Raw genomic sequence first — 12,876 nt, 5'->3', positions numbered from 1 at the left:
ACTAAATTCTGAGGGTGAGGCCAATGATTAAAGTACTTTTTGTGGATGATCATGAAATGGTTCGGATTGGAGTGTCTTCCTATTTGACGGCACAGCCGGATATTGAGGTTATAGGAGAAGCGGATAACGGAAAAACAGCGATTGATATGGCACTTGAATTGCGGCCGGATATCATTCTGATGGATCTCGTTATGAAGGAAATGGACGGAATCGAGGCGACCGGAAGAATCATCGAACAATGGCCGGAAGCTAAGATCATCATTGTGACAAGCTTCCTGGATGATGAAAAAGTGTATCCGGCTTTGGAAGCAGGGGCGACAAGCTATATGCTGAAAACCTCCAAAGCCAGTGAAATTGCAGAGGCAGTCCGCTCGACCTATCATGGACAGTCAGTGCTTGAACCGGAAGTAACCGGCAAAATGATGGTGAAAATGAGGCAGAAAAACCAGCTGCTGCCCCATGAAGAGCTGACAAGCCGTGAGATGGAAATCCTCCTGTTAATGACAGAAGGCAAAACGAACCAGGAAATCGCCGACGAGCTTTTCATTGCCTTAAAAACAGTCAAAACACATGTGAGCAATATACTAAGCAAACTGCAGGTGCAGGATAGGACCCAGGCTGTCATATATGCCTTTAAGCACTCGCTTGTTAAATAATGTCTTTGGAGAGCTAATCATGATATTAGCTCTTTTTATTTTTGCTAAAAATGATTCAGAATCTGCTGATGAGGGTAAAAATAAAACCAAACAAAAATATTTGGCGGTGATGTAATGTCTGTGATTGCTTTATTGAAAAAAGGAAACAAATCATCGGGAATGGCAGCAATCGGAAATACGGCACTCGCAATTGCGAAAGGCCTGGCAGCTTTTGCAAGCGGGAGCGGGGCCATGCTTGCCACGACCCTTCATTCTCTTGCAGATGCATTGAATCAGGGGTTTGTGTTCTTTGGCAGCGCGCTTGCGGAAAAGGCGCCAACCAAAAGATTCCCAACTGGATTTGGCCGGGTGATCAACCTGTTTGTATTAATTGCTGTTATCGTCATTTCCATCATGGCCTATGAAACTTTACATAAAGGCTGGGAATTGATTCAGCATCCAAAGGAATCAACCGACCTCTGGCTCAATGTGGGAGTAATGATACTTGCAGTTGCCGTTGATGGATTTATTTTAGTAAAAGCCATGAAGGAAATCGGCCATGAAACGAGGAATCCTGCTAAAGGATTTGGCATTATTCCTGTTGCCTTTAAAAATGTCAGGCTTGCCTCTCCTCCAACACGACTGGTTTTTTATGAAGATATTATCGCGACATTTGGTGCGCTGCTTGCCCTTGTTTCGATTCTGATCGCTCATTTTACAGGGCTTTACTTCCTGGACGGAGTGGGCACGATTTTAATTGGGCTGCTTCTGGTGGGCATTGCTGTGAAAATTGGATTTGAAAATACGCTTGGCCTGATTGGAGTGGCCGCGCCAAAAGATATCGAAGACCGTATAGCCGATATTATTCTTGGTGACCCCCAGGTCGTGGATATTAAACAGCTGCGTCTGATTCAGGAGGGAAGAAGATATCATGTGGAAGGGTACATTGAGCTGGTTGAAGGCCTGACCCTTGCGGATGCGGATGATATAAAAATCGGTGTAAGGAATCAGCTGCTTGATGACCCTGATATTAGTGACGTAACGCTCGGTATACTTGAAACAGACCAAATCCAGACATGGAAATGATGAAAAAAGGAAGCCTTGTGATGAGGCTTCCTTTCTGTATGTTTTACCTTTTTTTCCTGGTCAGCAGAATCCCTGCCGCTGTAAAAAAGGCAGCGAAGTAAGCGGCAAAAGCCACATTTGGGTCGTTTTCCATATTCCTGACGCCAATGCCGATAAATGCCCAAACAAACACAAGCGGATAAACCCAGTCATTATTCCTAATTCGGAATACAAGGGCGAGGGCGGTGGCCACTGCGAGCATGATGTATGTCCACAAACTATCTTTAAGACCCCATCCATCCCAGCCTATATAGGTAAGATAAAAGCTGATATTTGCAATCGCCGCTACAGAAATCCAGCCTAAGTAAACAGAAAATGGGGCTATATCCAGAAACTCAGGATCAAATTCCCTGACATTCTTGTATAAAAAAATGAGAGTAAAAAGAAGTGCAATCATAATGAGTACGGATAAAAGAAAATATTCGTAGTGCCAGGCAAAAATCCATAGACTGTTTAACATGCAGCTCACAATAAACAGAAGACTGGTTTGCCTGTAAATGGGCAGGCTCCTGCTCTTCTTTGGAATTTGCCTTGCCAGCCAGACACCCAGCAGCAAATAGATAAATCCCCAAATGCTGAATACATACCCTGCCGGCGTGAAAAGAACCTCCAGCTTGTTGGATATCTCACCTGTTGTCTGCCCATTCAAAGGCAGAATGTTTGCCAGCGCATTTGCTGAAATCATGACCAAATAGGCTGCTATTTCAAAAAATAGAATCAAAAATACCTCTCCTTCCCCTTATAAGAGTATATATTCCACTTTTAATGCAGCTATAATCTTTGAAAGTTTTTATTTTATTTTTATACTTATATACGAATTTTTATTAATTTATTCCCTCAGTATCTTTTCATTTCCACTAAAATGATGTATAGTCTTATACAAATCTGAATAATTATTTAAATTTGAATAATCTAAGGGTAAATCTCCTGAAACACAACAATTTATTTTAGAAATATGATTATTCAATAATGAATAATCTGCGGGAGGAACTAGATGAACAGCTTTTTCATGGACTGGAATAATGACAGAGAAGTCATATCTTCAATGGAAGAAGACATTATGGTCACCAATGCAGACGGCATAATTATAAAGGTCAGTAAAGGAAGCGGTGTGCATTATGGCATCGAACCGGATACTCTGCTTGGTGAATCTGTATATGAACTTGAAAGAAGAGGCGTGTTTAAGCCTGCGATTACTCCAGAAGTATTAAAGAAAAAGAAAAAAGTCATTCTGGTGCAAAAAGCCGGCTCAGGCAAAAAGATCCTGGTTACTGGTATTCCTGTATTCAATGAAACTGGGAATATCGATCATATTGTCAGCTATTCCTACGATGTTTCAGAACTTCTTGTTATAAAAGAATATCTGAACAGTGTTGAAGAAGAAATGGCCAGGGTGAAGAGTGAACTGAATCTCCTCCGCAATAAGAGCATTAAAATGGATGGCATGATAGCAGACAGCCTGGCAATGAGAAATATTGCCGAAACCATCAGAAGAATCCGCGATGTAGATGTCACAGTCCTGCTCCTGGGTGAGTCAGGAGTCGGAAAATCGGCTCTCGCCAAATGGATTCATCAAAACAGTACACGAAAAGACGGCCCGTTCATTGAAGTAAACTGCAGTGCGATTCCGGAATCCATCTTTGAAGCTGAGTTTTTCGGGTATGAAGGCGGTGCTTTTACAGGGGCAAAGCATAAAGGCAAAATGGGATTTGCTGAAATGGCAAAAGGAGGCACACTATTTCTTGATGAAATTGGCGAACTCTCAGCCCATCTGCAGGCAAAGCTGCTGAAATTCATACAAGACAAGCAGTTTTATAGAGTAGGAGGGACAAAGCCTGTTCATGCAGACTTTCGGCTCCTGGCAGCGACGAACAAGGATCTTGAAAAAGCAGTGGAATCCAGGGATTTCAGGCAGGACTTATTCTTCCGGCTGAATGTGGTGCCCTTAAAGATTCCGCCGCTCAGGGAAAGGAAAGAGGATTTATTTGCTCTCATTCATTATTTTCTCCACTCTATCTCCAAGCGGCATAATCGGGAAAGGCGCCTGGACAAATCCCTGGTCGATCACCTGCTGCAGCTTGAGTGGAAGGGAAACGTAAGAGAGCTTGAAAACCTGATGGAGCGGCTTATCGTAACAAGCACCAGCCTGATGATTACGAAAGACGACCTGCCTTATGAATACCATATGCAAGGAAAAAAAGAGGGTTTTATAGATTATGAGGGACAAACTCTTCCCGCTATATTGAAAGATGTAGAGAAAAAAGTATTAAACAATGCAAGGAAACGTTACCGGACCACTACTGAAATAGCAGTTGCCCTGGGGATCAGTCAGCCTTCAGTAGTAAGAAAATTAAAAAAAATATGATTGTTAATACATACTTTGGCATGAATATTGCATTAAAGAATAGCAGAGAAAACATAACCATTACATCTATGCAGTATTCAGGAGGGAAAAGTATGAACGGAGAAAATTGGAGTCATCTTGTCGGAAACATTTCAAACCTATTGGCGCCAAGCATGGCAAAGGATCATCCGAATTTGCCGGTGGTCAAGGCGGAAGGCTGCTATTACTACGGTGTCGATGGAAAAGAGTATTTGGATTTTACATCAGGCATTGCAGTGGAAAATGTCGGGCATCGTCATCCAAAGGTTGTACAGGCCATTAAAGACAGTGCAGACCATTTGGTGCACGGCCCGTCAGGCGTTATCATCTATGAATCGATTTTGCGGCTCGCAGAGGAGCTTGGAAAAATTACACCGGGAAATCTGGATTGCTTTTTCTTTGCGAACAGCGGGACTGAAGCAATCGAAGGAGCTATTAAGCTTGCAAAGTATGTCACGCGGAGGCCCTATGTTGTTTCCTTCACAGGCTGTTTCCATGGAAGGTCGATGGGAGCGCTGAGTGTATCCACATCCAAGAGCAAATACCGCAAGTTTCAGCAGCCGTCCTGGCTGACCTATCAGCTTCCATATGCGGATGAGCGGGATTGTCCTTTTGGCGAAGATCCTGAGGAGTACTTCCCAAGAAAACTGGAAAAGGACGCTGAAACACTCTTCAAGCATCAGGTTGACCCGGAAGAGGTTGCCTGCATGATCATTGAACCGGTTCTCGGGGAAGGCGGCTATATCATTCCTCCGAAGAAATGGCTGCAGAAGATCAGGGAAATTTGTGACCGGCATGGAATCCTGCTGATATTTGATGAAGTGCAAACCGGCTTTGGGCGTACTGGGGAATGGTTTGCCGCCCAGGCATTTGATGTGGTGCCGGATATCATGGCGATTGCAAAAGGAATTGCGGCAGGACTGCCGTTAAGCGCAACTGCAGCTTCGAAGGAATTGATGGAAAAATGGCCGCTGGGTGCCCATGGAACAACCTTTGGCGGCAATCCGATTGCCTGTTCTGCAGCATTGGCCTCTCTTGAAGTCCTAAAAACGGAGAATCTTTTGGAAAACGCAAAGCAAATGGGAGAGTATGCATTACAGAAATTACAGGCTTTGAAAGCCGAACATCCTGCAATTGGCAGTGTCAGAGGTCTGGGGCTGATGATCGGCATTGAAATCATCGACCCGCAAACCGGAAAACCGGATGGAAACGCGGTAATGGACATCCTGAATTCTTCTCTTGATAAGGGAGTCCTCTTTTATCTCTGCGGAAATTCAGGGGAAGTAATTCGGATGATTCCGCCGCTTGTTGTGACAAAGGAGCAAATTGATCAGGGTCTGAGAATATTGGAAGAAGCACTTATGGAACATGAAGCAGTTGTTTCCAAATCATAAGGAGGTAATAGAATGAAAGCTGAGACAAGGGTTAAGCCGCAAGCCGTCACAGGAGAGTATTGGAAATTTATTATCCCATCTTTAATTGGGTCGCTCCTATTTCTGGTTCCAGTTAAATTTCAGGGAGACGTCACGATTGGTGTCGGTATTTTAGCCTCTCTTTTAGGCAAAGCGTTCAGTGAGCAGATGCCTGCCATTATCATTATTATTTTAGGATTATCCGTTTTTCTATCCATCCTGGCAAAAACAGCAAAGCCGGCATTTATACTGGATAATAAGTTTTTAAAAGGGTTATTTGATACCGGGAAATTTGGGTTGACCATGAGAGTCCTCGGATTCGCAGTGGGAATCATGACTTTTTATGAAATCGGTCCTGAGTTTATCTGGTCGCGGAATACAGGCGGAGTGGTTCTCTACGACCTGGCTCCCGTTTTGCTTACGTGGTTCCTGTTTGCCGGCATCCTTCTGCCGCTTTTAGTGGAGTTTGGTTTAATGGAGTTCATTGGGGCGCTTGTCCAGAAATTTATGAGGCCATTTTTTACACTTCCCGGACGGTCCTCCATCGATTGCCTCGCGTCCTGGATGGGTGCCGGAACAGTCGGTGTATTGGTAACAACGAAGCAATATGATGAAGGCTTTTACACAAAAAGAGAAGCAGCGGTCATTGCGACAACCTTCTCGATTGCGTCTGTGGCTTTCAGTCTTGTCGTTGCGAATGTTGTTGGCCTTGGCCATTTATTCATCCCTTTTTACTTAACCGTTTCTGCCGCATGTGTCGTGGCAGCATTGATTATGCCAAGAATACCGCCATTATCCCGGAAGCCGGATACTTATTATGAACCGGTAGGACAGCAGATAGATGAAACCATTCCGGAAGGGGTTTCGAAATTGAAATGGGGATGGGAGCAGGCAATTGATAAAGCAAGGAATGCTCCGGGTCCCAAAAAGCTTTTAACCAATGGCATTGAAACTGTTCTGGATATTTGGATGGGCCTGATTCCGCTTGTGATGAGCCTGGGAGCAGCGGCCCTGATCATTGCGGAATACACGCCTGCATTTAAGTTTATTTCTTACCCGCTCATTCCGGTATTAGAGTTTATGCAATTGCCGGAAGCAGGTGCTGCGGCGCAGACTATGCTTGTCGGCTTTGCTGATATGTTCCTTCCTGCTGTTATAGGAAGCGGAATTGAGAGCGAGTTGACAAGATTCGTTGTGGCAGGCCTGTCATTAACGCAATTAGTATACATGTCGGAAATCGGGATTCTGATCCTGCGTTCAAATATTCCCCTGAGCTTTATGGATTTATTCGTTATTTTTATCGAAAGAACGATCATTACTTTACCTGTTATTGTACTGATTGCACATGTTTTTGTATTTTAGTTGAGAGGGGGGGCTGCATATTGCCAGCTCTCCTTTTCGTTATATTAATTTTCTTAAAAGTTCCAAAAGGGCAATATATTATCGGGGCATGTCTCATATCTTATATAGAATCTGCATTATATAAGGAGAGGCGCAATGAGTAAATTCTTCAAAGGAGTCATATTGCTTGCACTGGCTGCTTTTGCAAGCGAATGTATAGAGTTTGTGGTGAATATGGTGCTCGCCCGGGAACTGGGGGAGAGGGGACTCGGCATGTATATGTCGATTTTGCCGACCATATTTCTGATCGTGCTGCTGGCCAGTTTTGAGCTTCCGATCTCGATTTCCAAATTCATTGCCGAAAAAGATAAAAGGTATCATCTCAGCATGCTTCATCATGTCATCAAGCTGACCATTATCTTTACAGCCGTTTTGGTGCCGGCTGCAGCGATTATTATTCCGTTTATCAGTGTATTTAACGAGTACCACCCTCTCTTGAGATGGGTTGTGATCGGCTTCATTCCCATCGTGTCCTTTTCCTCGATTGCCAGGGGTTTTTTCATGGGCAAGCATCAAATGGGAAAAATTGCAGCATCCAATTTTCTGCGCAAATCCATTCAGCTCCTGCTGCTCGTTGTGCTTTATCAGGCCTTTCAATTTGATGTCAATACAGCGGTCTTTATTGCTTTTTGTACGTTTGTAGGAAGTGAGATTGTTGTTTTTCTATACTTGCTGAATATGTTTATTATTCAGTATCAGCGGATTAAAAAAGAGCCATCTGACTATGTCAGCGGAAAAAGTGTGAGGCAGAATCTCATCTCTGTGTCTGTTCCGACAACGGCTTTAAGGGTCTTTCATGCCCTGACACATGCTGTTCAGCCATTTTTAATCAAGGCGGCTCTCTTAAAAGCAGGAGTGCCCGGCGAAGTTGCAACAGAACATTTTGGGATGCTCGCCGGTGTCGCCATGACCATTGGTTTTTTTCCATCCTTTATAGCCCATTCCTTTTTAATCATGCTGATCCCGACAGTCTCCAAAGAGTATGCTGATCATAATCTGGGGGAGCTTCGGAGACTTCTTCAGCAGGTGTTTTTTGTCACCTTTTTATATGGGATTCCATCGGTTGTTTTTTTCTATTTCTTTGCACAGCCGCTGACCGAGATGTTTTTTCACTCCACAGATGCAGCCGTATATTTACAGCTGCTTTGGCCATTCTTCCTGCTCCACTTTTTCATTATCCCGATGCAGGCCTATTTAATCGGACTGGGTCTGATGAAGGATGCGTTCTATCATTCCGTCTGGTCAACCGTTGTTTCTTTCTCGGCCATGTTTGTGCTTGGCTCGATGCACAGCCTGCAGATGGACGGAATTATTGTGGGAATGAATATGGGCGCTGTTCTCCTGGCGATGATGCATTATGTAACAGTATGCAAAAAAATTGGTCTGACACTCTATCTGTCGCCGGCAAAGCAGTTTAACTGAAGCGGCAAAAAAGCATCTCCACGATGGGGATGCTTTAATCTTCTTTATCCTGTTTAGGACCAAACTTATCCTCAATTGTTTGTTCTTCTCCATATAAAACAATATGGTCGCCTTCCTGCAGTTCCGTAACAAGCCGCTCTTTTCTGATTTTTACATCGCCTCTCTGGATAAATAGCACATTAATATCTTCATCCTCGTCGATAATATCCCCCAGCTCTTTACCAATAAACTCACATTCTTCGTCAATAAAATAGTCCAGGACATGATCATTATCTTCCGTGAGAAGAGCCTCCCTTATCGGAAGATCACGAAAATCATAATGTTCTTCGAGTTCATGCTCCAATTTACCTGGAAGATAATCCCGTACCTTGGGGAGCCTTAAAATAATGATAATTAGGACCAGGGCTGCTGCCACGAATGAGATCTTGGAAGTATAAAATTCATCTGAAAGGATATTGCTGATTGCAGAAATAATGACTGCCAATGAAAAGGCGCCAAATAAAATTAGAAAAGCTCCGAACCTTCTGCGGATCGGATGGTCAATGATGAGTTCCGATTCCCCGGTTGTAAAGCCGGTGCCTGTAAGCATGCTGATCACCTGAAATCTGGCAATATGCTTATCAAGCCCTGTATAGGTGAAAATAAGAGTATGGATTTCAATAACAGCTAATACGATTCCCAAATAAATCAGGATGAAAAGAACACCCATCTTGCTTCCTCCGAAAATTCAGATTTATGTAAAAAACCTAAGGAGTTAGTCCTTAGGTCATTGCTGAACAGTTTCATTATAGTAATTTACTGAATACATGGCACCTTCATCAACCATTTTATTATCTTCAATATTATGAGGGTCCGGGTGACCCAGCTTTTCTGTTGGCACTGTTTCGTTTAAAAAGCGTTCAGGCAGCATGCCTTTCATTTTAACTGCAAGAGACTGAACTTTATTTCGATTGTTTTTGCTTGCTAGTAATAAAATGCTTGTAATTCCAACACCGGCTAACAGATATGGATTTAATGGACGAGAATTCATGTTTATGCTCCTCCTCTAAAAAATTTGATTGTCTTTCTTGCTCTATATTTACCCGGCATAATCAGAAGCAAACATGAAGTACTTTTAACATTGTTTCCAATACTAGAAGAAATTACTCTTTCAACAAGGTTTTATTCAGCCTTTAAGCAGGGAAGTATGATGATATAGATAAAAGAGCGTTTTAGGAGGAAGATGGGATGGAAAAAGAATATAATGAGGATAATTGGACATGGCACCGTTACGATCATTTGGATGAAATAGACTTTAATGAAGCTGGCGACTATAAAGAAGCATTGCAGAAATGGGCCAAAAACACTTCCGAGAACAAAACAAATGTAATGGAAATAGATACCTGCGTCCGCAAAAAGGAGTTTATCAGCGGCTCACTCATTTATCAGCAGACAACGAACGAGCAGCATGAAAATAGTTTGTTTCACTATTTTCTGACAAGGGATTTTCTCCTCACTGTGGACTTTGATTCGACTGTCATTCAGTCTGATGAATCACTGCTTTTAAATAAAATGGATTATACGAACAACGCCATTGATGGATTTTTTGTGATTTTAGGTGAAATCCTGAGCGATAACATTAAGAAGATTGATAAGTTTGAAGTACGTTTAAATGACCTTTTATGGAAAATAAAAGATAAGAATAATATTAATCGCCTGGAAGAAATCTATGAGCTGCGCCACCAGATTCTCGTGTGGAAAAATATTATGATTCCTGTTAAGGAAATCAGGCTTGGTGTAGAAGAAACCTTTGGTGAAGATGTTACAGAAGGAACTGAATTTAAAAGAACCTGCAAGCGGATTGAAAGAGGGTATACGCTGGTGCGTGAGTTTCAGCAAGAAATTGATGACCTCGTGAATTTTGAAGAGATGGTATCCATGCACAGGGGAAATGAAATTGTGAAGACACTCACTGTTATTACCACTCTTATGACTCCGATTGCAACCTGGGGAGCGCTCTGGGGCATGAACTTCAAAATTATGCCCGAACTGGAATGGAAGTATGGTTATTTGTTCTCCATTATCATTATCATTGCTTCTACCGCAGCCCTTTATATCATGCTCGTGAAAAAAGGCTGGATGGGTGATATCCTGAGGGGAAAGAAGAAAAATTCATTCTTCAAATAAAGGAATGCCGTTAAACAACGGCATTCCTTTCGTTTAATAAATGATCCAGTGTCATTTTAATTCCAGTCTCGTATGGTGTTTGAGGGAGAGTGCCGATTCTCGCTTCATATTTACTGCCGTCCAAAATAACAGGAGTCTGATTCAAATACATCAATTCCGTATATTCCCTCATCATGGGATCAAAAACACCGATGGCACGAATCATCCACTTATGGACAGGTGTGAAGGTAACGCCTCTATTTAGATGGCTAGAAACAATACTGGCTATTTCTTCACCAGTTATGGTCCCTGCACCAGGGATATTCCAGACTTCGCCGTATGAGGTTTCATTTAATGAAAGTTCGGCTAAAGCTTCTGCTCCATCCTTAATATAGATGAATTCTCTTGGAATATCGGTTTTGCCGACAAACATGCCTTTATTTTTTTCAATAATCTGGCTGAGTGTATAGTGTAAGAGTGTGTTTCCTGTATGTGGGCCGTAAAAGTCAGGGAAGTGGGCAATGATGTATGGCACGCCTGAGTTTTTTATCATCTCAATTAAGGTTTGGCGCAGCTTGCCTTTTTTAGTGTGCGGATTCTTGGGAGAAACTTCGGCAGCAGGGCTGGATTGAAGGCCATAGGAATATATATTATCAGCATAAATAAAAGGCTTTTGATGTTTGCGGCATGCGTGCAGGATATTATCTAATATAATTGAGAGTGCGGGATCCCAGTCAGGGTAAGGAATATTGATGGTATGAAAAACGGCATCCGCTTCTGACACTGCCTTTTCAATATCCTCTGGATTCAGTGCATCCCCTGGATGGATAATCGCACTTGGTCCCCAGTCTTCCTTGAAGTTAAGCAGGTTTTCTTCAGACCTGGCAAAGGCAATAGTTTTTATATTTCTGCGGCATAATGCCTCTGTTAAAGCATAGCCCATTCCGCCTGTTGCTCCTAACACTGCAGCTGTTTTTATCATTCTTCATCATCCTTTTTAATTTATTAACCACTGTTCAATTAAAGGGAAAAATTAAAGAAATGGATGTCATTTCTTTAATAAATGGCTTTTATTAAAAATTGCGCATGTGAAGAGGCGAGTTCCTTCACTTCTTCAAATGTCGTTTCCGATCTGCAATAATGCGTGACAAAGCCGTGCAAGCTTAAAAATACAGACCAAATATCCTTTATGGAAAGAGTTTTTGGAGCGAGTGAATTAATCGCTTGCGCAAAATGCAGGTAGCTTTTATTTGGCCCTTCATTCAGATAGCTTTTCACATCATCATCCCGAATTAAAAACATCAGCTCATAATGCTTTTGATGGGTCAGGCCAAATTGAATATAACGGTAAAAAATGCTGAAAAGCTTCTGTTCATTGGTATCTGCAGATTCTTTCAGCACACTGTCGAGGACCTGGTCGAGCTTTTGAAAATCGGCTTCAACCATTTCGTAAAATAATTGAGCCTTATTTTTGAAATGATAATAGATGGCACCATGGCTGCAGTGAAGGGTGTCCGCAATTTTTCTCATGGATGCTGCGGCATATCCTTCCTGAACAAACAGATCACGTGCTACAGAAATAATTGCTTCTTTTGTTAGTTCGTCTTGGGCTGATTTTCTTGGGCTCATGGAATCACCTTTCGTTATTGAACACTGGTCAATAAAATTATATGATAAAGAGGGTATTTTTGGCAATATTTTTTTAATATCTATCCAAATTATTTTTATTAGCCATCAGCTTTTGATATGCTTTATTAAAACAGGAGGGAACAACATGAATGAAACAAAAACCTGCAGAGAATCTTTTACGGTAAAAACAAGCATCGTGCTTCCGCCGGACACGAATACATATGGAACATTATTTGGCGGCAAGCTAATGGCTTATATTGATGATGTGGCAGCCATCGCGGCGATGAGGCATGGAAGAAGAAATGTCGTAACCGCATCTACAGACTCTGTTGACTTTCTTCATCCGGTTTATGAAGGCAATTCAGTCTGCCTGGAGGCGTTTGTGACCTATACAGGCCGGACATCTATGGAGATTTTCGTAAAAGTAATTGCAGAAGACCTGCTGACTGGCGATCGAAATGTGTGTGCGATGTCCTTTTTGACAATGGTTGCGGTTGACGAGAATGGAAAGCCTGCTCCGGTGCCGGCAGTCGTGCCTGAGACAGACGAAGAAAAGAGCTTATATGAAACAGCAAAAGAACGGGCGGAATTCCGCAAAAAGCGGAGAAAGGACAGTGAAGCCAGAGCAAAGACATATGGTGCAGACCTGCCCTGGTAGATAACAAAACCTATAACAGAATATCGGGGGGAGCGTTTCTCCCCGATTAAAAACTGCCCCCTCATA

The 12,876-nt window shown here is 42.5% G+C and carries 13 protein-coding genes; 8 read left to right on the top strand and 5 right to left on the bottom strand.

Annotated elements, in window-relative coordinates; all coding sequences use genetic code 11:
- Positions 1–23 precede the first annotated feature (23 nt).
- Positions 24–656 carry a response regulator transcription factor gene (locus tag ACTHRG_RS05600; protein WP_076262766.1) on the top strand — a complete coding sequence of 211 codons (633 nt, stop codon included), beginning with the start codon at positions 24–26 and terminating at the stop codon, positions 654–656.
- 114 nt (positions 657–770) lie between these two features.
- Positions 771–1,721 carry a cation diffusion facilitator family transporter gene (locus ACTHRG_RS05595; protein ID WP_440230821.1) on the top strand — a complete coding sequence of 317 codons (951 nt, stop codon included), beginning with the start codon at positions 771–773 and terminating at the stop codon, positions 1,719–1,721.
- A 43-nt stretch (positions 1,722–1,764) separates the two neighbouring features.
- Here ACTHRG_RS05595 and ACTHRG_RS05590 read toward each other — a convergent pair whose 3' ends face one another.
- Positions 1,765–2,445 (bottom strand): TspO/MBR family protein, encoded by a 681-nt coding sequence (locus ACTHRG_RS05590; RefSeq protein ID WP_440230863.1) that lies wholly within the window; start codon positions 2,443–2,445, stop codon positions 1,765–1,767.
- 309 nt (positions 2,446–2,754) lie between these two features.
- Between ACTHRG_RS05590 and ACTHRG_RS05585 the strand changes: the two genes are divergently transcribed.
- From ACTHRG_RS05585 to ACTHRG_RS05570, 4 genes are all read left to right on the top strand, one after another.
- A complete protein-coding gene (locus ACTHRG_RS05585) occupies positions 2,755–4,125 on the top strand; it encodes a sigma-54 interaction domain-containing protein (protein ID WP_440230820.1) in 1,371 nt (456 codons plus the stop codon).
- A 92-nt stretch (positions 4,126–4,217) separates the two neighbouring features.
- Positions 4,218–5,537 carry an aspartate aminotransferase family protein gene (locus ACTHRG_RS05580; RefSeq protein ID WP_076262772.1) on the top strand — a complete coding sequence of 440 codons (1,320 nt, stop codon included), beginning with the start codon at positions 4,218–4,220 and terminating at the stop codon, positions 5,535–5,537.
- 12 nt (positions 5,538–5,549) lie between these two features.
- On the top strand, positions 5,550–6,917 hold the full coding sequence (locus ACTHRG_RS05575; protein ID WP_076262774.1) for a YjiH family protein: 1,368 nt from the start codon (positions 5,550–5,552) through the stop codon (positions 6,915–6,917).
- A 135-nt stretch (positions 6,918–7,052) separates the two neighbouring features.
- Positions 7,053–8,378 (top strand): polysaccharide biosynthesis protein, encoded by a 1,326-nt coding sequence (locus ACTHRG_RS05570; protein WP_440230818.1) that lies wholly within the window; start codon positions 7,053–7,055, stop codon positions 8,376–8,378.
- Between the two features lie 34 nt (positions 8,379–8,412).
- On the opposite strand, the gene ACTHRG_RS05565 is transcribed toward ACTHRG_RS05570, so the two are convergent.
- Complete coding sequence (locus ACTHRG_RS05565) at positions 8,413–9,087, bottom strand: TrkA C-terminal domain-containing protein (RefSeq protein ID WP_076262778.1); 675 nt, start codon at positions 9,085–9,087, stop codon at positions 8,413–8,415.
- Positions 9,088–9,144: 57 nt separating this feature from the next.
- The gene (locus tag ACTHRG_RS05560; protein WP_076262781.1) at positions 9,145–9,408 is read right to left on the bottom strand and encodes a hypothetical protein; all 264 of its coding nucleotides are present in this window, start codon (positions 9,406–9,408) and stop codon (positions 9,145–9,147) included.
- A gap of 197 nt (positions 9,409–9,605) precedes the next feature.
- Between ACTHRG_RS05560 and ACTHRG_RS05555 the strand changes: the two genes are divergently transcribed.
- A complete protein-coding gene (locus tag ACTHRG_RS05555) occupies positions 9,606–10,544 on the top strand; it encodes a magnesium transporter CorA family protein (RefSeq protein ID WP_076262783.1) in 939 nt (312 codons plus the stop codon).
- A gap of 10 nt (positions 10,545–10,554) precedes the next feature.
- Here ACTHRG_RS05555 and ACTHRG_RS05550 read toward each other — a convergent pair whose 3' ends face one another.
- Together ACTHRG_RS05550 and ACTHRG_RS05545 are read right to left on the bottom strand one after the other, a co-directional pair.
- Positions 10,555–11,505, bottom strand: a complete 951-nt coding sequence (locus tag ACTHRG_RS05550) for an SDR family NAD(P)-dependent oxidoreductase (RefSeq protein ID WP_440230817.1) — start codon at positions 11,503–11,505, stop codon at positions 10,555–10,557.
- A gap of 74 nt (positions 11,506–11,579) precedes the next feature.
- A complete protein-coding gene (locus tag ACTHRG_RS05545; protein WP_440230816.1) occupies positions 11,580–12,152 on the bottom strand; it encodes a TetR/AcrR family transcriptional regulator in 573 nt (190 codons plus the stop codon).
- Between the two features lie 145 nt (positions 12,153–12,297).
- On the opposite strand from ACTHRG_RS05545, the gene ACTHRG_RS05540 reads away from it, so the two are divergent.
- The gene (locus ACTHRG_RS05540; protein WP_076262791.1) at positions 12,298–12,810 is read left to right on the top strand and encodes an acyl-CoA thioesterase; all 513 of its coding nucleotides are present in this window, start codon (positions 12,298–12,300) and stop codon (positions 12,808–12,810) included.
- The last annotated feature ends 66 nt before the right edge of the window (positions 12,811–12,876 follow it).

The sequence above is a fragment of the Cytobacillus sp. SAFR-174 genome, assembly GCF_051964675.1.
Classification (GTDB): Bacteria; Bacillota; Bacilli; order Bacillales; family Cytobacillaceae; genus Cytobacillus.
This window is presented reverse-complemented; position numbering and strand designations above follow the sequence as displayed.

What these genes read in the sequence shown, in the direction of transcription:
- ACTHRG_RS05600 (WP_076262766.1), top strand. Translation starts at nt 24, where the DNA reads ATGATTAAAGTACTTTTTGTGGATGATCATGAAATGGTTCGGATTGGA.
- ACTHRG_RS05595 (WP_440230821.1), top strand. Translation starts at nt 771, where the DNA reads ATGTCTGTGATTGCTTTATTGAAAAAAGGAAACAAATCATCGGGAATG.
- ACTHRG_RS05590 (WP_440230863.1), bottom strand. Translation starts at nt 2,445, where the DNA reads ATGATTTCAGCAAATGCGCTGGCAAACATTCTGCCTTTGAATGGGCAG.
- ACTHRG_RS05585 (WP_440230820.1), top strand. Translation starts at nt 2,755, where the DNA reads ATGAACAGCTTTTTCATGGACTGGAATAATGACAGAGAAGTCATATCT.
- ACTHRG_RS05580 (WP_076262772.1), top strand. Translation starts at nt 4,218, where the DNA reads ATGAACGGAGAAAATTGGAGTCATCTTGTCGGAAACATTTCAAACCTA.
- ACTHRG_RS05575 (WP_076262774.1), top strand. Translation starts at nt 5,550, where the DNA reads ATGAAAGCTGAGACAAGGGTTAAGCCGCAAGCCGTCACAGGAGAGTAT.
- ACTHRG_RS05570 (WP_440230818.1), top strand. Translation starts at nt 7,053, where the DNA reads ATGAGTAAATTCTTCAAAGGAGTCATATTGCTTGCACTGGCTGCTTTT.
- ACTHRG_RS05565 (WP_076262778.1), bottom strand. Translation starts at nt 9,087, where the DNA reads ATGGGTGTTCTTTTCATCCTGATTTATTTGGGAATCGTATTAGCTGTT.
- ACTHRG_RS05560 (WP_076262781.1), bottom strand. Translation starts at nt 9,408, where the DNA reads ATGAATTCTCGTCCATTAAATCCATATCTGTTAGCCGGTGTTGGAATT.
- ACTHRG_RS05555 (WP_076262783.1), top strand. Translation starts at nt 9,606, where the DNA reads ATGGAAAAAGAATATAATGAGGATAATTGGACATGGCACCGTTACGAT.
- ACTHRG_RS05550 (WP_440230817.1), bottom strand. Translation starts at nt 11,505, where the DNA reads ATGATAAAAACAGCTGCAGTGTTAGGAGCAACAGGCGGAATGGGCTAT.
- ACTHRG_RS05545 (WP_440230816.1), bottom strand. Translation starts at nt 12,152, where the DNA reads ATGAGCCCAAGAAAATCAGCCCAAGACGAACTAACAAAAGAAGCAATT.
- ACTHRG_RS05540 (WP_076262791.1), top strand. Translation starts at nt 12,298, where the DNA reads ATGAATGAAACAAAAACCTGCAGAGAATCTTTTACGGTAAAAACAAGC.